The organism is Intestinimonas massiliensis (ex Afouda et al. 2020) (assembly GCF_900626285.1).
GTDB lineage: Bacteria > Bacillota > Clostridia > Oscillospirales > Oscillospiraceae > Flavonifractor > Flavonifractor massiliensis_A.
The window spans coordinates 625,596-644,743 of the sequence record NZ_LR131147.1 but is presented as its reverse complement, the minus strand read 5'-3'; the positions used below and the strand labels follow the sequence as shown (position 1 = coordinate 644,743).

The 19,148-nt window shown below is 63.6% G+C and carries 19 protein-coding genes, 2 riboswitches and 1 other annotated feature; of the genes, 3 read left to right on the top strand and 16 right to left on the bottom strand.

Annotated features, from left to right (window positions below; translation table 11 throughout):
- Window positions 1-8: 8 nt before the first annotated feature.
- The 10 genes from E0E41_RS03345 to E0E41_RS03300 all read right to left on the bottom strand — a co-directional run bounded on the left by E0E41_RS03345 (window position 9) and on the right by E0E41_RS03300 (window position 7,922).
- Window positions 9-1,067 (bottom strand): sulfate/molybdate ABC transporter ATP-binding protein, encoded by a 1,059-nt coding sequence (locus E0E41_RS03345; protein WP_130868719.1) that lies wholly within the window; start codon window positions 1,065-1,067, stop codon window positions 9-11.
- On the bottom strand, window positions 1,067-1,765 hold the full coding sequence (gene modB / locus E0E41_RS03340) for a molybdate ABC transporter permease subunit (protein WP_130868718.1): 699 nt from the start codon (window positions 1,763-1,765) through the stop codon (window positions 1,067-1,069). Before modB ends, E0E41_RS03345 begins: the two co-directional genes overlap by 1 nt.
- A gap of 75 nt (window positions 1,766-1,840) precedes the next feature.
- The gene (gene modA, locus E0E41_RS03335) at window positions 1,841-2,707 is read right to left on the bottom strand and encodes a molybdate ABC transporter substrate-binding protein (RefSeq protein ID WP_130868717.1); all 867 of its coding nucleotides are present in this window, start codon (window positions 2,705-2,707) and stop codon (window positions 1,841-1,843) included.
- A riboswitch (molybdenum cofactor riboswitch) is annotated at window positions 2,700-2,815 on the bottom strand. (Overlaps the previous gene by 8 nt.)
- A 3-nt stretch (window positions 2,816-2,818) precedes the next feature.
- Window positions 2,819-3,304, bottom strand: a complete 486-nt coding sequence (locus E0E41_RS03330) for a MogA/MoaB family molybdenum cofactor biosynthesis protein (RefSeq protein WP_130868716.1) — start codon at window positions 3,302-3,304, stop codon at window positions 2,819-2,821.
- A 1-nt stretch (window position 3,305) separates the two neighbouring features.
- Window positions 3,306-3,743 (bottom strand): MOSC domain-containing protein, encoded by a 438-nt coding sequence (locus E0E41_RS03325; RefSeq protein WP_130868715.1) that lies wholly within the window; start codon window positions 3,741-3,743, stop codon window positions 3,306-3,308.
- A gap of 3 nt (window positions 3,744-3,746) precedes the next feature.
- Window positions 3,747-4,721 carry a GTP 3',8-cyclase MoaA gene (gene moaA / locus E0E41_RS03320; RefSeq protein WP_130868714.1) on the bottom strand — a complete coding sequence of 325 codons (975 nt, stop codon included), beginning with the start codon at window positions 4,719-4,721 and terminating at the stop codon, window positions 3,747-3,749.
- Window positions 4,714-5,226 (bottom strand): molybdopterin-guanine dinucleotide biosynthesis protein B, encoded by a 513-nt coding sequence (gene mobB, locus E0E41_RS03315; RefSeq protein ID WP_130868713.1) that lies wholly within the window; start codon window positions 5,224-5,226, stop codon window positions 4,714-4,716. The genes moaA and mobB overlap by 8 nt, the downstream gene beginning before the upstream one ends.
- Entirely contained in the window at window positions 5,213-5,692 is a 480-nt protein-coding gene (gene moaC, locus E0E41_RS03310; protein WP_130868712.1) for a cyclic pyranopterin monophosphate synthase MoaC, read from the bottom strand. Before moaC ends, mobB begins: the two co-directional genes overlap by 14 nt.
- 13 nt (window positions 5,693-5,705) lie before the next feature.
- The gene (locus E0E41_RS03305) at window positions 5,706-6,896 is read right to left on the bottom strand and encodes a molybdopterin molybdotransferase MoeA (RefSeq protein ID WP_130868711.1); all 1,191 of its coding nucleotides are present in this window, start codon (window positions 6,894-6,896) and stop codon (window positions 5,706-5,708) included.
- The gene (locus E0E41_RS03300; RefSeq protein ID WP_130868710.1) at window positions 6,897-7,922 is read right to left on the bottom strand and encodes a molybdopterin-binding protein; all 1,026 of its coding nucleotides are present in this window, start codon (window positions 7,920-7,922) and stop codon (window positions 6,897-6,899) included. It lies immediately after the preceding gene.
- Window positions 7,923-7,993: 71 nt separating this feature from the next.
- A riboswitch (molybdenum cofactor riboswitch) is annotated at window positions 7,994-8,109 on the bottom strand.
- 84 nt (window positions 8,110-8,193) lie between these two features.
- Between E0E41_RS03300 and gluQRS the strand changes: the two genes are divergently transcribed.
- On the top strand, window positions 8,194-9,135 hold the full coding sequence (gene gluQRS / locus E0E41_RS03295; protein WP_130868709.1) for a tRNA glutamyl-Q(34) synthetase GluQRS: 942 nt from the start codon (window positions 8,194-8,196) through the stop codon (window positions 9,133-9,135).
- A 36-nt stretch (window positions 9,136-9,171) separates the two neighbouring features.
- Here the strand turns inward: gluQRS and leuA are convergent, their stop codons facing one another.
- The 6 genes from leuA to E0E41_RS03265 form a co-directional block, all read right to left on the bottom strand.
- Window positions 9,172-10,863, bottom strand: a complete 1,692-nt coding sequence (gene leuA, locus E0E41_RS03290) for a 2-isopropylmalate synthase (RefSeq protein WP_130868708.1) — start codon at window positions 10,861-10,863, stop codon at window positions 9,172-9,174.
- 54 nt (window positions 10,864-10,917) lie between these two features.
- Window positions 10,918-11,150 (bottom strand) — a binding site (T-box leader).
- 43 nt (window positions 11,151-11,193) lie between these two features.
- Window positions 11,194-12,627 carry a hypothetical protein gene (locus E0E41_RS03285; RefSeq protein WP_130868707.1) on the bottom strand — a complete coding sequence of 478 codons (1,434 nt, stop codon included), beginning with the start codon at window positions 12,625-12,627 and terminating at the stop codon, window positions 11,194-11,196.
- A gap of 4 nt (window positions 12,628-12,631) precedes the next feature.
- Entirely contained in the window at window positions 12,632-13,366 is a 735-nt protein-coding gene (locus E0E41_RS03280) for an ATP-binding cassette domain-containing protein (protein ID WP_130868706.1), read from the bottom strand.
- 4 nt (window positions 13,367-13,370) lie between these two features.
- A complete protein-coding gene (locus E0E41_RS03275) occupies window positions 13,371-13,874 on the bottom strand; it encodes a hypothetical protein (protein ID WP_130868705.1) in 504 nt (167 codons plus the stop codon).
- Window positions 13,864-14,595, bottom strand: a complete 732-nt coding sequence (locus tag E0E41_RS03270; RefSeq protein WP_130868704.1) for a hypothetical protein — start codon at window positions 14,593-14,595, stop codon at window positions 13,864-13,866. Before E0E41_RS03270 ends, E0E41_RS03275 begins: the two co-directional genes overlap by 11 nt.
- A complete protein-coding gene (locus E0E41_RS03265; protein WP_130868703.1) occupies window positions 14,592-14,984 on the bottom strand; it encodes a GntR family transcriptional regulator in 393 nt (130 codons plus the stop codon). Before E0E41_RS03265 ends, E0E41_RS03270 begins: the two co-directional genes overlap by 4 nt.
- Before the next feature lie 155 nt (window positions 14,985-15,139).
- On the opposite strand from E0E41_RS03265, the gene E0E41_RS03260 reads away from it, so the two are divergent.
- Both E0E41_RS03260 and E0E41_RS03255 read left to right on the top strand, forming a co-directional pair.
- Window positions 15,140-16,924 carry an ABC-F family ATP-binding cassette domain-containing protein gene (locus E0E41_RS03260; RefSeq protein ID WP_130868702.1) on the top strand — a complete coding sequence of 595 codons (1,785 nt, stop codon included), beginning with the start codon at window positions 15,140-15,142 and terminating at the stop codon, window positions 16,922-16,924.
- Between the two features lie 24 nt (window positions 16,925-16,948).
- Entirely contained in the window at window positions 16,949-18,895 is a 1,947-nt protein-coding gene (locus E0E41_RS03255) for a family 10 glycosylhydrolase (protein ID WP_130868701.1), read from the top strand.
- Window positions 18,896-19,148 lie beyond the last annotated feature (253 nt).

Here is a 19,148-nt window from a genome sequence, read left to right as displayed (position 1 = left end):
GTGTTATTTTATCCATCCTTGGTCAGCAGAAGCAGATCCTTGGCGGGCAGCTCCAGCCACAGAGGGTCCTTGCCCGCCAAAGCCGTCCATCTGCCCTTTTCCAGCTCGATGCGCAGCCGGGAGAAGCCCTGGCTGCCGCCGGGGGTGGATAGCATGACCACGGTGGAGAACACGTTTTCCACCACCCGCTTCACCTTGCAGGGCAGCCGGTTGGGGCCGGGCCCGTCCACCGGTATGATGTAATGGGCACGCACGCCGATGTGGCTCAGCCCTTCCGGCAGGGGGCCCTCCGGGTCCAGGGTCACCCCCCAGTCCAGGGCCTCCACCTTGCCGTCGGCTGTGGGCCTGGCCCGTGAGATATTCTTGCACCCGGACAGCAGGCAGGCGGACAGAGTGCGGGGAGCTTCAAAGAGCTGATTCACCGGCATGACAGTCTGGGATTTCCCCTGATCCAGCACGCACACCTGCCTGCACAGCCGCTGCACTTCGTCCCGGTTGTGAGTGACGAAGATCACCGGGCCGGGGAAGGCGGAGAGCAGGTCGGCCAGCTCCAGTTCCACCTGCCATTTCAGGTAGCTGTCCAGAGCGGAGAAGGGCTCGTCCAGCAGCAGCACCTCCGGTGCGCTGGCCAGGATCCGGGCCAGCGCCACCCGCTGCTGTTGGCCGCCGGAGAGCTGCCGGGGATACTTCTGTTCCTGCCCCTCCAGCCAGAGGGTGCGCACCAGCCGCGCCACCGTCTCCCGCCGGACCTTTTTGTCCCGCACCCCCACGGCGATGTTCTGGGCCACCGTCATGTTGGGGAACAGGGCGTAGTTCTGGAACAGATAGCCCACCCGCCGTTTCTGGGGCGGTAGATCAATGTGCCGTTCCGAATCAGAAAGCACCTTGCCATCCAGCACGACCCGGCCCCGGTCCGGCTTCTCAATGCCCGCGATGCACCGCAGGGTCATACTCTTGCCGCAGCCGGAGGCCCCCAGCAGGCCGGTGATCTGTCCGCTTTCCGTCTCAAAGGACACATCCAGCTTGAACGCGCCGAAGTCCTTATGGACATCCACAAACAGGCGCATTATTCCACCTCCCCGGACACGGGAGCCGCCTTCCGGCGGGGCCTGCGGTCCTTTTTCTCCAGCATGTTGACACACAGCAGCACCACGGCGGAGATGGCCAGATTGACCAGCACCCACTTCATGGCGCCCGCGTCATCCCCGGTGCGCCACAGCTGGTATACCGTGGTGGAGATGGTGGCGGTCTTGCCGGGGGTGTATCCGGCGATCATGGCGGTGGCGCCGTACTCGCCCAGGGCCCGGGCGAAGGCCAGTACCGTCCCGGCGATGATCCCCTGCTTGCAGCAGGGCAGCATCACCCGCCAGAAAATCCAGGTGTTGGACCTGCCCAGCGTGCGGGCGGCATGGGCCAGGGTGCTGTCAAAGGATTCAAAGGCCCCCCGGGCAGTGCGGTACATCAGGGGGAAAGCCACCACCGCAGAAGCAAAGACGGCGGCGTACCACACCATGGTGAGCCGCAGGTCAAAGACCTCCAGAAACCACATGCCCAGCACCCGCTTGGGTCCCAGCAGCCGCAGCAGGAAGTAGCCCACCACCGTGGGAGGGAGCACCAGGGGCAGGGTGAGCACCACGTCCAGCACACCCTTTACCAGCCGGGGCAGCCTGGCCACATAGTAGGCGGCGAAGATGCCCAGGAAGAAGATGAGCACCGTGGAGATGGCGGCGATCCGCAGGGAGTTAAAGAGGGGATACCAGTCCAAGAAAATTCACCGTCCTGTCATGTTGGCGTGGGGGCGCGTACTCCCCGCCTTCGGGCGCACAATGTGCGCCCCTACTCACAATACGGTAAAGCCCACACCCTCCAGTACGGCGATGGCATCAGCGTCGGTGTGGATGTAGTCCAGGAAGGCCTGGGCGGCCTGCTGGCTGGCCTCGCTGCCGCCGCACTTCATGACGGCGGCGGGGTAGATGACCTGGTCGCACATGTCGGCGGTGGCCTGATCCACCACGTTCAGCTCATAGGTAAAGGCATCGGTGGCGTAGATAATACCGCAGTCCACCGCGCCCTCCTTCACCTGGGTGGCCACCTCGGACACGTTGGAGGCATAAGTCACCTTGCCGTCCGCTTCCAGACTGGCAATGTCGATGCCCAGGGTATCCAGGATCTGGAGAGAGTAGGCCCCCACCGGCACGTCGTCGTTGCCCAGGCAGAGCAGTTCCAGCTTGTCGGTGGCCAGGTCCTGGAAGGATTGAATGTCCTTGGGGTTGTCGTCAGGCACCGCCAGCACCACCTTGTTTTCCACAAAGTCGATGCGGGTGTCAGACAGCACAAAGTCCAGCCCCTCGTTGGTGCCGGTGGTGTCGGCGGCATCCAGCTGGTTCATCTGCTTCTGGGCGGCGGAGATGAACAGGTCGCACACCGCGCCCTCTTCGATCTGGGTCTTCAGGGTGCCGGAGGAATCAAAGGTGAAGATCAGGTTGACGTTGGGAGCCACGTCCTTATAGAGACCGGCGATCTCGGTGAGAGTGGCCTCCATAGAGGCGGCGGCAAATACCACCACGTCCACGGACTCCGCCTGGGCAGACGGGGTCTCGCTGTTCTGGGCCGCCGGGCTTTCGGCGGTGCCGGGATTTCCACCTCCGCAGGCGGTGAGGCCCAGAGCCAATGCCAGGGCCAGGGTCAGGGATACGAGTTTTTTCATACTGCATTCTCCTTTACAAAATGGTAGGCGGCCCCGTTTCCAGGAGCGCCCCGGCCCGCCGCCATGGCTCACGCTTTAGGCGCCACGGGCTCGAAGAATTCAGGACTTATGTTAACGGGCGCAGTTGCCCGCAGTCCCCCTGAGGATTTCCAGGCCGTGGCCCAGAGAGGGGAGGATAAATTCCAGGCATTCCCGCACCGCCTTGGGACTGCCCGGCAGGTTGACGATGAGAGTTTTCTTCCGGATGCCTGCCGCCGCCCGGGAAAGCATGGCCCGGGGGGTGATCTGGAGGGAGTTGTACCGCATGGCCTCGGCAATGCCGGGAGCGGGACGCTCCACCACGGACAGGGTGGCCTCCGGGGTCAGGTCGGTGGGGGAAAAGCCGGTGCCGCCGGTGGTGAGGATCAGGTCGGCCATGTCCTCGTCGCACAGCCGCTTCAGCTCGGAAGCCAGCGGCTCGATGCCGTCGGGCAGCAGGGCGGTGTGCACAACTTCATAGCCCGCTCCCTCTGACAGCTCCCGGATGGCCGGGCCGCTTTTGTCCTCCCGCTGTCCGGCGTAGCCGGAGTCGCTGAGGGTAATGATAGCCACTCGCATATTAACCCTCCTCCACAATGGTGAGCTCGTCCCCCACCGAGATGGTGCCCCCGTGGAGCACCTTGGTAAATACCCCTTCCCGGGGCATGATGCAGTCCCCCATGACCTTGTAGATCTCGCAGTGGCTGTGGCACTGCTTGCCCACCTGGGTCAGCTCCAGCACCACGTCATTGCACTTGAATCTGGTGCCGATGGGCAGGGTTTTGAAGTCGTACCCCTCCACCACCAGGTTCTCTCCGAAGGCGCCGTCCTCCACCACGGCTCCTCTGGCCCGGAAGGCCTCCACCTGCTCGTGGGACAGCAGGGACACCTGCCGGTGCCACTTGCCTGCGTGGGCATCCCCCTGAATGCCCCAGTCCTCGACGAATTGAGCGGAGCCCACGTTCTTTTTCTGAGTGCCTTTCTGCTCGCTGACGCAGACGGCGATTACCTTACCCATGTCTTACCCTCCAATTTGGTTCATGTTCCGGCCCTCGTCCCGACCGGTGGGTGCCTGCCCGAAATGGTGCCCCTCCGGCTTTTGGGTGATGGCTCCCCGAATGGCATCCATCAGAGAAGCGTCGTCCGCGCCGGTATCCAGCAGGGCCTTCAGGTCCGCCCCGCAGTCATATTGCAGGCAGGTTTTCAGAAATCCGACGGCGGTGAGCCGTACCCGGTCGCAGCTCTGGCAGAACCGGTGGCTCACCGCGCTGATGAAGCCCACCTTGCCCCGGAAGCCTGAAAATGTCACATACCGGCCCGGTCCGCCGCCTGTCTCCTGGGGACAGGGGAGAGCGGGGCCGAAGGCGGATTCCAGGATAGACAGCACCTCCGCCTCTGTCCGGCGGGGGAGGGAGGAGCCCAGTCCGATGGGCATCAGCTCGATGAACCGCACCGACAGGTCCTGATCTTTTGCCAAAGCCGCCAGGGGGACCAGCTGATCGTCATTCTCCCCGGAGGGGACGCAGTTGACCTTCACCGTCAGGCCGGGGACAGCTAGGGCGGCGTTCAGGCCCGCCAAAGCCCGGTCCAGCTCGTCCCGGCGGGTGAGAGCCTCATACTGGGTCCGGTCCAGGGTGTCCAGACTGAGATTCACCCCGTCCAGCCCAGCTGCCAGCAGGCCGGGCAGCTGGTCGGCCAGCAGCAGGCCGTTGGTGGTGAGGTATACCCTGCGGATACCGGGCACCTGCCTGATGCTCCTTACCAGGCTGTCCAGTCCCTTCCGCACCAGGGGCTCCCCGCCGGTGAGCCGTACCTTCTCCACCCCCATGGCGGCAAACAGGCCCACCAGCCGGGTGATCTGCTCGTAGGTGAGGATGGCGCTGTGGTCCACCCACTGCACCCCCTCCGCCGGCATGCAGTAGCGGCAGCGCAGGTTGCACCGGTCGGTGACGGAGATGCGCAGGTAGCGGATGTTCCGCCCCAGGGCGTCAAGCATGGTGTTTTCTCTCCTTTTGGATGTAGTCCAGCAGCAGGTCCGCCGCCGCCTTCGGCTCTCCCAGAGGCAGAATAGGGATGCCGGGCAGAGCCAGGTCCAGGTCGGTGACCAGGCCCAGCAGGGTGGCGGGGTCGGACACCGGGGCCTGTGAGATCGCCCCCCGCACCACCTCCAGCTTGGGCCAGGGGGTGTGCTTGAAGCCCTCCAGCAGGATCAGGTCGGCCTCCGGGAACTGGCTGATAAGCACATCCTCCGTCACCGGCTGTTTTTTTACGATCTTGAATTTCTCCCCGTCGAAAATGGCGGTGCCTGCCGCCCCGGCGGCCATAAAGCGGCCGGTGTCAGTGCCGGGCGGGTCGGGGTCGAAGCAGTGCCCGTCGTGCTTGATGACCGCCACGCCCAACCCCATATCTGCCAGCAGGGGGAGCATGGCTTCAATGAGGGTGGTCTTTCCCGAGTTCTTCACCCCGGAAACGGCGATCACCACGGGCTTACCCACGGTCATACACCCCCGACTTGCCGCCCTCCTTGTGGACCAGGTGGATCTCACTCAGCTCCATGCCCTTGTCGATGGCCTTGCACATGTCGTAGATGGTGAGCAGGGCCACGGACACCCCGGTGAGGGCTTCCATCTCCACCCCGGTCTTGCCGGACAGCTTCACGGTGCACGACCCCCGGACGGCGCACTCCTCCTCCAGAATCTCAAAATCCACCGACAGGTGGCTGAGCAGCAGGGGGTGGCACAGGGGGATCAGCTCCCAGGTGCGCTTGGCGGCCATGATGCCCGCCACCCTTGCCACCCCCAGAACGTCCCCCTTGGCGGCGGTGCGGCCGGTGATGGCGTCCAGAATGGGCCGGGTGACCTTGATTTTTCCCTCGGCCACAGCGGTGCGGAAGGTGGGCTCCTTGCCAGTCACGTCCACCATGATGGCGTTGCCCGCCTCGTCAAAATGATTGAATACAGGTTCCATAACAACCTCCTGATTACAGCAGCAGAATCCGGACCTTCTGTCCCGCCCCCGCCGGGGGTGAGCCTGCCGGCAGTTCCGCCAGACAATTGCACCCTACCAGGGAGGAGAGCAGCCCGGAGGAGTGGCCCTCCGGCAGCGTGATATGTCCGTTCTCATATCTGCCCCGGATGAACCGCCGCTTGGGGCTGGCCTTGGGGAAGGGGGTATCCAGCACGCCCTCCCCCCACCGTGGCCCTTCCTCTCCGGCCAGCGCGGCCAGCAGGGGCCGGGCCAGCAGCTCAAAGGTGGTGAAGGCGGCAAAGGGGTTGCCCGACAGGGACAGGATGGGCTTGTCCTCATAGACGGAGTACATGGCGGGGGTGCCCGGTTTCAGGTCCACCCGCCAGAACACCTGCTCCGCCCCCAGCAGGGGGAGGGCCTGGTGGAAGATGTCCTTGTCGCCCACCGATACCCCGCCGGTGGAAATCAGTACGTCGCAGCTTTTCAGCAGCTGCTTCATGGCCGCCGCCACGGCGGCGGGATCGTCCCCCTGATGGGCGGTCTCGGTCTCAAATCCCAGCTCTGTCAGCCGGGCGGCCAGCAGGATCTGGTTGGAGCCGTAGATCTTCCCAGCGGGAAGGGGCGTTCCCGGGTCCACCACCTCGTCTCCGGTGGTGAGCAGGCCCACTTTGGGGCGGCGGCGGACTTCCGCCTCCGTCAGCCCGGCGCTGGCCAGCATACCCAGAGCGGCGGCGTCCAGTCGGGCGCCCGCTTTCAGCAGCGGTGTACCCGCCCGGTAATCCTCACCCTGGTAGACATAATTCTGATAAGGTTTCAGAGAGACAAACACCTTCACCGGCTCTCCCCGGTCGGTTTGCTCCTGGGGTACCACACAGTCGCAGCCGGGGGGCAGCATGGCCCCTGTCATGATCCGGACCGCCTGGCCGGGCCCCACGGAGACATTGGCCTCATCCCCGGCGTATAAGATACCCACCACCTGAAGCATAGCAGGGTGTTCTTTGTCTGCCCCCGCCAGATCGGCGGACCGGAGGGCGTAGCCGTCCAGGGGGGAGCGGTCAAAGGGCGGCTGGTCCAGGGGGGCGGTGACATCCGCCGCCAGGGTCCGGCCCAGGGCCTGCTCCAGGGACAGCGTTTCCGTCCCCAGCGGGGAGAGAGGGGCAGTCATCCGGGCTACCGCTTCCTCCAATGAAATTCCGGTGACCATTTACACGCCTTTCCCGAAGGGGCAGATGGGGTAGTGGCACTCAGCGCAGCCCAGGCACAGACCGCCGTGGCCCAGGGCCTTCAGGTCGGCCCGACTGACCCGTACTCCGGCGGCGATGCGGGGAAGCATCAGGTCAAACACGGTGGCCTTGGCGTACATGACGCAGCCGGGCAGCCCCAGAATGGGGGTGCCGTCGGCGAAGTAGCCCAGCAGGAACATGGCACCCGGCAGCACCGGAGCGCCGTAGGACACGATCTCCGCTCCGGTGTCCTTGATGGCGCCGGGGGTGCGGTCGTCCGGGTCCACGCTCATGCCGCCGGTACACAGGATCAGGTCCACGCCCTTCGTCTTATACTCCAGAGCGGCGGCGGTAATGGCCGCCATGTCATCCCCGGGCAGACAGCGGTGGGTGACTTCAATGCCGTAGTCAGCCAGCTTCCGGATGATGACGGGGGTGAAGCTGTCCTGAATGAGGCCCTTGGCCACCTCGCTGCCGGTGGTAATGAGCCCGCAGGTTTTCAGCTTCCAGGGCGTGAGGGAGAGAATGGGGGTGGATCCTGCCCGGTCCTCCACCGACCTCAGCTTGTCCTCGGCGATGACCAGGGGGATGATGCGGGTGCCCGCCAGCTTGTCCCCCTTGTGAACGGCGGTGTTGGTGTGGCGGGTGGCGATCATGATCTCGTCCTCGCCGTTGATGGCGTTGAGCCGTTCCACATCCACCTGGAACAGGCCGTCCATGTCGGCGATGAGCTCGATTTTACCCTCCTTCGCCGGCGTGGGGTGCATATGCTCGTTCTGACACAGGGCCCGCAGCCGCTCCGCCGCCTCGTTTTCGTGGAGCATCCCGGGCTGCTTTTCCCACACGTACAGGTGCCCCTTTCCCATGCTGAGCAGCACGGGGATATCCTCCTCTGTAACGACATGCCCCTTACGGAACCGGGCGTCCTTGGTGACGCCGGGGATGATCTGGGTCAGGTCGTGGCAGAGCACGTGGCCCACTGCCTGCCGGGTGTCGATCAGCTTCATGGACAAAACCTCCTGATAAAAAAGAGAGCGCCGCTTTGAAGCGGCGCTCTCGGCCGGAAGGGTATACTGCCCCCCGGGAAAAAGCGGCCCCTTTTCAAAGCGGAAGGTCGGTCCGTTTCCAGACCGGCCCTGGCGGAGCGTCATAGGCAGGGCCCTTAGACGGTACCGCTCGGAGCAGTTTACTTGCATTCACAATACCACGATTTCGGCAAGATTGCAATGGCCATGGGACCTTCGATGTGTTACACTATCCGGGAAAGGGGAGAACACTATGGGAGAGCTTCGGGGGCGGTTTGCCCCCAGTCCCAGCGGCCGGATGCACCTGGGAAACCTGTTTTCCGGCCTGTTGGCCTGGCTATCGGTGCGCTCCGCCGGGGGCGTGATGGTGCTGCGGATGGAGGACCTGGACCCGGACCGGTGCCGGGAGGAATACGCCGTCCAGCTGGCCGACGATCTGCTCTGGCTGGGCCTGGACTGGGACGAGGGCTACGGGAAGGGCGGCCCCCACGGCCCTTACCGGCAGAGCGATCGGACGGAATTATATGCCGCCGCCTTCCGCAAACTGGAGGAGCAGGGTCTGATCTACCCCTGTTTCTGTACCCGTGCGGAGCGGCTGGCCGCCTCGGCGCCCCACCGGTCCGACGGTCAGACAGTCTACTCCGGCAAGTGCAGAAACTTGACAGAGGAACAGAGAACCGAGCTGGCCCGCACCCGCCGCCCGGCCTGGCGTTTGATCGTGCCCGACAGGGAGGTTTCCTTCACAGATGGTGTGCAGGGGCGGTTTGAAGAAAATCTGCTCTGGGACTGCGGCGACTTTATCCTCCGCCGTTCCGACGGGGTGTACGCCTACCAGCTGGCGGTGGTGTACGACGACGGGGCCATGGCGGTCAATCAGGTGGTGCGGGGACGGGATCTGCTGGACTCCACCCCCCGGCAGCTCTATCTGTATGAATTGCTGGGTCTGACCCCGCCGGAATTTTACCACGTGCCCCTGCTGGTGGCTCCGGACGGCCGGCGGCTGTCCAAGCGGGAGAAGGACCTGGATATGGGTGCCCTGCGGCAGCGGTTCACCCCTGCGGAGCTCACCGGCCTGCTGGCCTTCTGGGCAGGGCAGCTGGAGAAGCCGGAGCCGGTGACCCCGGCGGAGCTGGCCCGTATCTTTGACTGGTCCAAGGTCCCTGAAAATGATATCACAATTGGAAATGAGCTGTAAAAAGCGGCGGGGAAGTCCCCGCCGCTTTTGCCGTATTCAGATTCCGTCCTTGGTGACCGCCCGGTTGATGGCGGAGAGGATGCCCTTCAGCGGGGCCAGGTTGATGTTGTGGCTCATGCCCACACCGAACCAGTCCTTGCCGTTCTCATCCCGGAGGTGGATGTAGGCCACAGCCTGGGAGTCGGAGCCCTGCTTGATGGCGTGCTCGCTGTAATCCACGAAGGTGAACCGGTCCATCTTCTGGCCGTGGATGGCGTTGAAGAAGGCGTCGATGGGGCCGTTGCCGGAGCCCTGGACCTGGAAGGTGGTGTCGGTGTGCCGCAGGGTACCGGCGAAGGTGACGTGGGAGTGGCCCTCCTCGTCGGTGAACTCGGCGAAGGAGTGGCGTACCAGCTCGTAGGGTTTGACCGCGTCGATGTAGTGGGTCTTGAACAGCTCGTAGATGGCCTCCGGCTTCAGCTCCTTGCCCACCCGGTCGGTCTCCACCTGGACGATATGGCCGAACTCGGGGTGCATGGCCTTGGGCAGATCGAAGCCGAAGGAGTGCTGCATGACGAAGGCGGCGCCGCCCTTGCCGGACTGGGAGTTGATGCGGATGATGGGCTCGTACTGGCGGCCCACGTCGGCGGGGTCGATGGGCAGATAGGGCACCTCCCAGTACTCGGTGCCGCTGGTCTGCATATAGTTGACGCCCTTGTTGATGGCGTCCTGGTGGGAGCCGGAGAAGGCGGTGAACACCAGTTCGCCCACGTAGGGCTGCCGCTCGCCGATCTTCATCTTGGTGACCTTCTCGTACACATCCCGGATCTTGTTGATGTTGGAGAAGTCCAGGCCGGGGTCCACGCCCTGGGTGTACAGGTTGAGGGCCAGGGTGACCATATCCACGTTGCCGGTGCGCTCGCCGTTGCCGAACAGGGTGGCCTCCACCCGCTCCGCTCCGGCCAGCTGGCCCAGCTCTGCGGTGGCCACGCCCTCGCCCCGGTCGTTGTGGGGGTGGAGGGAGATGATAGCACACTCCCGGCTGGGCAGCTTGTTGATAAAGTACTCGATCTCGTCGGCGAAGTAGTTGGGCATGCAGTTCTCCACGGTGGTGGGCAGGTTGAGGATGATCTTGTGGTCGGGGGTGGCGCCGATGGCCTCGATGACCGCCTGGCAGATCTCCACGGCGGCGTCCATCTCGGTGCCCATGAAGGACTCGGGGGAGTACTGATACCGCAGATCCATGCCCTTGTCGATGGCGGGCTGGCTCAGCTCCCGGATCAGGTGGGCGGCGTCCACGGCGATCTGGGTGACGCCGGCCACGTCGGTGTGGAACACCACCTTCCGCTGGAGGGTGGAGGTGGAGTTGTAGAAGTGGAAGATCACGTGCTTGGCGCCGTCGATAGCCTCGAAGGTGCGGCGGATCAGGTGCTCTCTGGCCTGGACCAGCACCTGGATGGTCACGTCGTCGGGGATGTGGCCACCCTCGATAAGGGTGCGGATAAACTCATACTCGGTCTCGGAGGCGGAGGGGAAGCCCACCTCGATCTCCTTGACGCCGATGTCCACCAGGGTGTGGAACAGCTCCAGCTTTTCCTCCACGTTCATGGGGTCGATCAGGGCCTGGTTGCCGTCCCGCAGGTCTACGGAGCACCAGATGGGAGGGGCCTTCAGCTCCTTGTCGGGCCAGGTGCGTTTTTCCATTTTGATGGGGACAAAGGGAATGTACTTTTCCTGCGCGGGTTTCATAATAGCAGTTCCTCCTTGGGTCAGAGTACGAAAAACGCCCCTGACCAGAATATGGTCAGGGGCGTAAGATACGCGGTACCACCCTGCTTCCGCCCGCCGTCACCGGCGGACGCTCATGGCCTCCAACAAGGCCGCGGCCTGTAACGTGGCCGTGACGGCCCGCCCTACTGGAAGTTCAGGCGGACGGCTCCGGGCTCAGTATCCACACGCTTCCCCGCGCCGGTTCGCACCAACCACCGGTTCTCTGAGCGGGACGGGACGTGCTTTCTTCCCATCATTGCCTGTATCAGGATTTGATTACGGTCATTTTAGCCGAACCGTCCGGTTTTGTCAAGAGGCAGTTTCCGTCCACCGCACCTGGGGCTCCTCGATCCAGAACGGCCGGGCGGTATCATAGAAGGTCGGGCCGGAGCTGTTGTCGGCCGCCTGGGAGACAGAGTTCCGGTAGGTGGCCAGATAGTCCAGTCCGTCCTTGGTGTAGATGGCCAGCCAGAAGGGGTCGCTGTCGGAATAGGTGGAATCCCGGATGACCAGCCGCTCTCCATCAAAGGCCATGATCAGGCCGCCGTATGCATTGTCGACCCAGGAAAAGCCGCCGTAGCCAAGGGAATCAGCCTGACGGTCATCCCCTGTAAACGCCAGTGACCAATCCTCCGCGCATTTGCTCACCACCGCGAAGTGATAGCGATATCCCTCGTCCCTGGGGTCGTAGATCATGGGTACGAAGAAGCCGTCCCCCTTGTACGTCTGCATATAGGATTCTTCGCCGGAGAGAGGCAGCAGATCCATGGCCTGGAGCAGGTTCCCGTCCCCGTCAAAGACCCGCAGCCGCAGCTGTTCCTCCTCCCGGGTGAGCAGGAAGAAGTCCTTCTCATCCTCCGCCCCCCAGAACTCCAGGATCTCGGCCCCGTCCGGCAGGGACCAGAGGGTCTCCAGCGTGCCGCCGGTGTAATCCTCATTGGGAATATAGCGGTAGAGCCCCCAGCCGCCGGGGATCTGGCTGCCGTCCAGCGCCATCGCGGTTCGCTGGAAGTTTCCCGCCTCGTCTCTGACAGCGACAGAGGCGATATTGGCCAGCACGAAAAGAATGGAATCGCCGCAGGGGGCAGAAAAGCTGTCCAGCCGCTGGGGAATGCCGATCTCGTCATAAGAGGTGCCGCCTCCGCTTAGGTTGTGGACGGTGACGGTGATCCGGGCGCCGGAGGAGACGGGGATGGAAAAGTAGGACTGAAACAGCTGGGACAGACTGTCCTTCCCGTACTGGGCATACGCGGTGTATTTCTGCCTGTCAGCGGTGACCCTCAAAGGCCAGCTGTCAAAATAGTCCCGCACCCAGAAGGTAAAGGTGCTGTCCTGATACGCCGGCGCGGCGTCCTGGGCCTGCTGGAACAGCTGATCCCGAAGTGATGAGGGATCAGACTCCTCACCATATCCCAGATCCCAGTAGTAGCTGTCGAGTACCTCCACCGACAGCGGCTGCTGGTCCCACGGCGCTATGCGGTAGTCCCGGCTCAGGGTGTAGGTAAAGTCGGTGGCCGCCTCCTCCGGCCGGTCGGCGGGAAAGGTGGTGGTCCAGAACAGATGGTCGCCGCAGGACAGCGGCAGGGTCACCTCCACCCCGGCGGCGGCGTCCGGTTCCCCCGCCAGTACCTCCCGCTCCACGGTCACCTGGTCGGCGGTGTCCAGAATGGTGAGATCGGCGGCCGTCAGCAGCCCGGCGGACAGCAGGGCCAGCAGCAGGATCAGCCATCGGTATCCTCTCATATCCTCACTCCCTGTCCGTCAGCTCGCCCAGGGCACGGCTCACCCGGTCGGCCTTGTATTGGTAGGTCTCCTTCACAAAATCCATCAGCCCCCGGCCCTGCTCCTCCAGCTCCAGGGTGGTGACGTCACCCGCCACCTTTCCCTGGTGGAGGAGCACCGCACGGCCGATGAAGTGCTGCACCTCCTCCAGCAGGTGGGTGGACAGCAGGATGGTCTCCTCCGGTTCCAGAATCCCAAGCAGGACCTTGTAAAAGTCCTCCCGGTTGAAGATGTCGTTGCCGGCGAAGGGCTCATCCATCAGAATGTAGTCCGCCCCCTGGCTCAGGGCCAGGATCACCTCAAACTGGTTCTTCTGCCCGGTGGAGAAGCCGCGGATGGCCTTGCCCATAGGCAGCTGGAAGAAGTCCATCAGTGCCTCGAACCGCTTGGAGCGGAACGTGGGGAATTGCTCCTGATAGAAGGCCCGGTGGGCCTTGGCGGTGAGGGCGGGGAAGTAGGAGTGCTCGCAGGTGGCGAAGGAGAGCCGGGCGATGTTTTTGGGGGTAATGGGGTCGCCGTCCAGGGTGATTTCCCCCGTGCAGCGGAGCAGACCCAGCACGCATTTCATCAGGGTGGTCTTGCCCGCTCCGTTTTCTCCGAACAGACCCACGATCTCCCCGGGGCCGATGGCCAGATCCACCCCGTCCAGGGCCTTGGAGCCGTTCAGATAGGTCTTTTTCACATCCTTCAGTTCCAGCATAGCCTTAACCTCCTGTCCTAGCCCATACGTCCGGCGGCAGACAGCCCGCCGGGGTCAGGCACAGATACCAGATGAAAAATATACCGAACAGCACCGCTGCCGCCAGGGCGGTACAGGCCAGCAGAACGGCGGAGCCCGCCAGGCACCGCTTTGCCAGCTCCCACCGCCGGGGGAGCCGCCGCATCAGGTAGTCGCTGCGGGCCCCATGCCGGTGCCAGAGGTAGTGGACCACGGTCAGCAGGGCCAGGCACAGGGCGGTGACCCCGAACAGGATCATGGCGTTGCCCAGCACCTGGGGATAGGGGAGCATGACGGCGCCGGGGATCAGCTGGCGTTCCGGGCCGGTGCCGTGGTACAGACTGTCCACCGCTATGTTGAACCGGTAGGCGAACAGGCACAGGGCGGTGAGGGCAGATATGCCCATGGCGCAGGCGGCCCCTATGAGCTCGTTGTCCCAGGGCCAACCCAGGGGGAAAAGCCGGGCCAGGCGCTTCAGTTTATTCTTCATCCTCGTGACACCTCCAGACATTGAAGATCATCAGAACGAGGGCTGCGCCGAGGACGATCAGCCCGATGCCGGTTACGGTGCCGCCGTCCATGCCGGAGGGGAAGAGAACGGCGGCCAGCACCGCCAGAGGCAGCAGGGTCCAGGCCTTCCGCCCGTGCCGCCAGTGGAAAGAGAGAGAGGCGGAGGACATCCCCAGCGTGACACAGCATAACACGTTGCGGACCATCGCCGGCCAGTCCCACAGAGGGAGCAGGGCGTGGAGATAGGGAGAGCGGGAGAAGGCGATGAACAGGGACTGCTGATTGGCGGTGTCTGCCATGACGGTCTGGAAGTAGTACCGGCTCAGGGCCAGCGCCGCCGCCGCCTGGATGCCCCAGAAGATGAGCAGCAGCAGGGCGTTGAGCCCGCCCCACAGCACCACCACCACCCGCTCGTCTGCGGCCAGCCGCCGGATGGTATAGCCGGTTTTGGCTCCCCGCTCCAGGCCCGGAAGCACCAGCACGGCGCACACCAGCAGCAGCCCCGCCCCAAACGCCAGGGAGAGTTTGCCCATCTGTACCGCCGCTTCCAGCACCGGCGTGCCGCTGCTGTCAAAGTCCCATCCTCTCAGGCCGACATGCAGCAGGAGAACCTGCGCTCCGGCGGCCAGGAGGGAGATGGCCAGCACCTTCCACACCGTCAGCCGGGCGGCGGGGGAGAGCGCGGACAGATAACCTTTCATAATCCTTCCTCCTTACTTTCTTCCCACAGCCGGTCCAGCAGGTCAAAGGCGGCCTCCTTCTCCAGGCCCGCCTGCCGCAGGGACCGCACCAGCAGCCCCGCCTCCTGCTCCAGCAGCTGTCTGCGGATCTGCTCCACCAGGTCCGGGGAGAGGGCGATCTCGCTCTTGGCGCCCGAGCGGGAGGTGATGATCCCCTCGTCCTCCAGCAGCTTGTAGGCCTTCTGCACCGTGTTGGGGTTCACCCCCAGCTGGGCGGACAGCACCCGGCGGGAGGGCAGCTCGTCTCCGGCCCGCACCGTCCCGGCGGCAATGGCCCGCTTGACGTGGCGGATGATCTGCAGATAGATGGGCAGACCGTCTTCCGGTACAAAGGCGGAAAAATCAACCAAGGCCCTCACCTCCTCAACTGTACTACACAATTAATACACTTTCTGACTGTATTATATGAGTAATACGGTTTCCTGTCAAGGGGAGAAGCCCCTTTTCTTTTTCGCCTGTTTCCGCTATACTAAAACAGATCATAAAAAAGCGAGGAACCTGTATTATGCTGCTCTCTGGAGAACGACTGACAAAGATATATGGGACCCGTGTTTTACTGGACGGGGTCTCCTTTTATGTGGATCGCGGGGACAAGGTGGGTGTGATCGGGGTCAACGGCACCGGAAAATCCACTCTGCTCCGCCTGCTGGCCGGGGTGGAGGAGCCTGACGAGGGCACCGTCCGGCCAGACCCCAACGTGCGTCTGGAGTATCTGCCTCAGAACCCGGTGTTTTCCGGGGAGCGGACGGTGCTGGAGCAGGTGCTGGCGGGGCTGAGCGACGACGACAAGGTTTTGGCGGAGTATGAGGCCAAGACCATTCTCAACCGCCTGGGGGTACCCCGGTTCGACCAGAAGGTGGGGGAGCTGTCCGGCGGGGAGCGCCGCCGGGTGGCCCTGGCGGCGGTGCTGGCCCGGCCCAGCGATGTGCTGATTCTGGACGAGCCCACCAACCACCTGGACAACGATATGGTGAACTGGCTGGAGGAGGAGCTGAAGGCCTGGAAGGGTGCCCTGGTGATGGTGACCCACGACCGGTATTTTCTGGAGCGCATCGTCACCACCATGGTGGAGGTGGAGGACGGCAAGCTGTACACCTATCCGGGCAATTATGACAAGTACCTGGAGCGGAAGGCGGCCCGGCTGGAGAGCGAGAAAGCCAGCGAGCGCAAGCGTCAGGCCATCCTCCGCCGGGAGTACCAGTGGGTGATGCAGGGCCCCACCGCCCGGGGCACCAAGAGCCGGGAGCGGCTGGAGCGGTATGAAGAGCTGAAGGCCCAGACCGGCCCGGCGGAAAAAAGTTCCCTGGAACTTTCCGCCCGGTCCAGCCGTCTAGGGAAGAAGACGGTGGAATTGAGAGGCGTCACCAAGTCCTTCGGGGACCGGACGGTGATCCGGGACTTTGACTGCATGCTCCTGCGGGACGACCGCATCGGCATCGTGGGGGCCAACGGCAGCGGCAAGTCCACTTTGCTCAACCTGATGGCGGGGAAGCTGGCCCCCGACGCCGGGGAGATCGAGGTGGGGGAGACCGTCCGCATCGGCTACTTCTGTCAGGAGGTGCCGGATATGGATGGAGATACCCGGGTCATCGACTACGTGAAGGAGATCGGCAACCGGATCGAGACGGCAGACGGAATGCTCACCGCCACCCAGCTGCTGGAGCAGTTCCTCTTTCCGGCGGAGGTCCAGTGGTCCCCGATACGGAAACTGTCCGGCGGGGAGAAGCGGCGGCTGTTCCTGCTGTCCGTGCTGGCCGCCGCACCCAACGTACTGCTGCTGGACGAGCCCACCAACGACCTGGACATCCAGACCCTGTCCATCCTGGAGGACTATCTGGACACCTTCCCCGGAGCGGTGGTGGCGGTGTCCCATGACCGCTACTTCCTGGACCGGGTGGTGCGCCGGGTGTTCGCCGTGGAGCCCGATGGCAGGGTGAAGGGCTATCCCGGCGGCTACACCGAGTACCTGGAGGCCCGGCGGAAGGAGGAGAAGCCCAAGGTCCCCAGGGAGCCTGCCCCGGACAAGGGGAAGGAGCGCCAGCCCGCCCCCCGCCAGAAGGTGAAATTCACCTATAAGGAGCAGCGGGAGTACGAGACCATCGACGCCGATATCGCCGCCCTGGAGGAGCAGATCAGGCAGGTCCAGGGGGAGCAGGCGGAGAAAGCCACCGACTATGTAGCCCTTCAGGAGCTCCAGACCAGGCAGGAGGAGCTGGAGGCCGCCCTGGAGGAGAAAATGGAGCGCTGGGTCTACCTCAACGACCTGGCCGAACAGATCGCCAAGCAATAGAGACCACTTAAAAGGAGAAACCCCATGACAAAGCATTGGAAACCCATCCTGGCACTGGTGCTGGTGGGCGTCCTGGTCCTGATCGGACTGGGCCGCTGGTCCCAGCCCGGTGCCTCCGCCGCATCCACCTGGGAGAAAAAGGACTTCCGGGCCGTGTGGGTGTCCACGGTGTACCGCCTGGACTACCCCAGCCAGGCCACCACAGACCCGGCGGTGCTCAAAGCGGACGCCGACAAGATCCTGCAGAACTGCGCCGATATGGGCATGACCGCCGTGATCCTCCAGGTGCGGCCCTCTGCCGACGCCCTCTACCCCTCGGCCTACTACCCCTGGAGCAAGTACCTGACCGGAACTCAGGGCACGGCCCCCAGGGACGGCTTTGACCCCCTGGCCTACTGGGTGGAGAAGGCCCACAAGCTGGGCCTGGAGCTCCACGCCTGGATCAATCCCTTCCGCATCACCAAGGGCGGACAGAGCGAGTTTGATTCCCTCACCGCCGATCACCCTGCCAAGGTCCACCCCGATTGGGTGGTGCAGTTTGAGAACAACTTCTACTTCAATCCCGGCCTGCCCGAGGTGCGGGAGTACATCATTCAGGGCGCTGAGGAGCTGGTCCGGAACTACGATATCGACGGCATCCACCTGGACGACTACTTCTATCCCGGCAGCGGCTTTGACGACGCCGCCGCCTACGCCCGGTACGGCGGTGCCTTTTCCGACATCGGGGACTGGCGGCGGGACAACGTGAACCAACTGGTGAAGGAGCTGGGAGAGCGGCTCCACGCCATCGACCACGATCTGTCCTACGGTATCAGCCCCTCCGGCGTGTGGGCGGATAAAAGCAGCCTGCCCGAGGGCTCCAACACCACCGGCGGCTATGAGAGCTACTACGCCTCCTACGCCGACAGCCGGAAATGGGTGAAAGAGGGGTGGATCGACTACATCTGTCCCCAGGTCTACTGGTACATCGGCCACAAGAGCATGGACTATGAGACCATTGTCCGCTGGTGGGCGGACACAGTGGAGGGTACAGGAGTTTCCCTTTACATAGGAATGGCGGACTATCAGGCGGGAAATACCGATCCCAACAGTGCCTGGTACGGCACCTCCGCCATTGAACAGCAGCTGGCTTTGAACCAGAAGCTGCCCCAGGTGACGGGGGAGGTCCACTTCCGCTATCAGTTCCTGGTGAACAACAGCGGACTGAACGACCTCTACCGGAAGGCCTACGGCGGTGTCCTGCCCGAGCCGACCCCGACCCCAACGCCTGCGGCCACAGCCACTCCTGAGCCTACGGTCGCCCCTACTCCGGTCCCCAGCAACACGCCGGAGCCGGCGCTGACTGTGGCCCTGGATATGGTGAACCACACCGCCTATATGGAGGGTGACAACGGCCTGTTCAAGCCGGAGGCCACCCTGAGCCGGGCGGAGGCGGTGGCTATGCTGGCCCGTCTGGCGGTAGATAGTAATGGGAATTCCCTTTACACTGGAGAGACGGGAAGCATCAGCTTTTCCGATGTCTCCGCCAACGCCTGGTACGCCCCTTACGTAGCTTTTGCCCAGAAATACAACCTGGTGAACGGCTACTCCGACGGCACCTTCCGGCCGGAGCAGCCGGTGAGCCGGGCGGAGCTGGTGAAGCTGCTGGCCGCCTTCTTCCCCAAAACCTCGGGAATGGCCAGCTTCCCTGATGTGCCCGCCGGCCACTGGGCGGCGGACGTGATTGCCTTTGCAGCCGATCAGGGCTGGGTGTCCGGCTATCCCGACGGTACCTTCCAGCCGGAGCGGAGCATCAGCCGGGCGGAGGCGGTGAAGCTGGTGAACCAGGCGCTGGGCCGCCAGACCGGTGTGCGGGACGCGGTTCTCCCCTTCTCCGACGTGCCCTCCGGCCACTGGGCCTATTGGGAGATCCTGGAGGCCTCGGTGACCCACACCTATGAGAAAGACGGAAATGCGGAGATCTGGAATTAGCAGATAAGACCGCCGCAATACGACAGAATACAGCGGCCGGCGGCCCCGGGCTTACCCGGGGTCGCCGGCTTTTTTTGCCCTCAAACCGCGGTATAGCCGCATAAAATTCTATATATAAAATAATGATTCTGTATTTGTAATATATGCATAGAAAAAAGGGAAAAATTTTGAGGATATTGGAGATTGAATCCAATCGCGCCCCATGCTAAACTATTTACAGATGGAATAAAAATTTTATATATGGAATGATTGT

Excerpts from the sequence above, each read along its gene's own strand:
- E0E41_RS03330 (WP_130868716.1), bottom strand. The coding sequence starts at position 3,304 with ATGCGAGTGGCTATCATTACCCTCAGCGACTCCGGCTACGCCGGACAG.
- E0E41_RS03275 (WP_130868705.1), bottom strand. The coding sequence starts at position 13,874 with ATGAAGAATAAACTGAAGCGCCTGGCCCGGCTTTTCCCCCTGGGTTGG.
- E0E41_RS03305 (WP_130868711.1), bottom strand. The coding sequence starts at position 6,896 with ATGGTCACCGGAATTTCATTGGAGGAAGCGGTAGCCCGGATGACTGCC.
- gluQRS (WP_130868709.1), top strand. The coding sequence starts at position 8,194 with ATGGGAGAGCTTCGGGGGCGGTTTGCCCCCAGTCCCAGCGGCCGGATG.
- E0E41_RS03255 (WP_130868701.1), top strand. The coding sequence starts at position 16,949 with ATGACAAAGCATTGGAAACCCATCCTGGCACTGGTGCTGGTGGGCGTC.
- modA (WP_130868717.1), bottom strand. The coding sequence starts at position 2,707 with ATGAAAAAACTCGTATCCCTGACCCTGGCCCTGGCATTGGCTCTGGGC.
- E0E41_RS03285 (WP_130868707.1), bottom strand. The coding sequence starts at position 12,627 with ATGAGAGGATACCGATGGCTGATCCTGCTGCTGGCCCTGCTGTCCGCC.
- leuA (WP_130868708.1), bottom strand. The coding sequence starts at position 10,863 with ATGAAACCCGCGCAGGAAAAGTACATTCCCTTTGTCCCCATCAAAATG.
- moaA (WP_130868714.1), bottom strand. The coding sequence starts at position 4,721 with ATGCTTGACGCCCTGGGGCGGAACATCCGCTACCTGCGCATCTCCGTC.
- E0E41_RS03280 (WP_130868706.1), bottom strand. The coding sequence starts at position 13,366 with ATGCTGGAACTGAAGGATGTGAAAAAGACCTATCTGAACGGCTCCAAG.
- moaC (WP_130868712.1), bottom strand. The coding sequence starts at position 5,692 with ATGGAACCTGTATTCAATCATTTTGACGAGGCGGGCAACGCCATCATG.
- E0E41_RS03260 (WP_130868702.1), top strand. The coding sequence starts at position 15,140 with ATGCTGCTCTCTGGAGAACGACTGACAAAGATATATGGGACCCGTGTT.
- E0E41_RS03345 (WP_130868719.1), bottom strand. The coding sequence starts at position 1,067 with ATGCGCCTGTTTGTGGATGTCCATAAGGACTTCGGCGCGTTCAAGCTG.
- E0E41_RS03325 (WP_130868715.1), bottom strand. The coding sequence starts at position 3,743 with ATGGGTAAGGTAATCGCCGTCTGCGTCAGCGAGCAGAAAGGCACTCAG.
- E0E41_RS03270 (WP_130868704.1), bottom strand. The coding sequence starts at position 14,595 with ATGAAAGGTTATCTGTCCGCGCTCTCCCCCGCCGCCCGGCTGACGGTG.
- mobB (WP_130868713.1), bottom strand. The coding sequence starts at position 5,226 with ATGACCGTGGGTAAGCCCGTGGTGATCGCCGTTTCCGGGGTGAAGAAC.
- E0E41_RS03300 (WP_130868710.1), bottom strand. The coding sequence starts at position 7,922 with ATGAAGCTGATCGACACCCGGCAGGCAGTGGGCCACGTGCTCTGCCAC.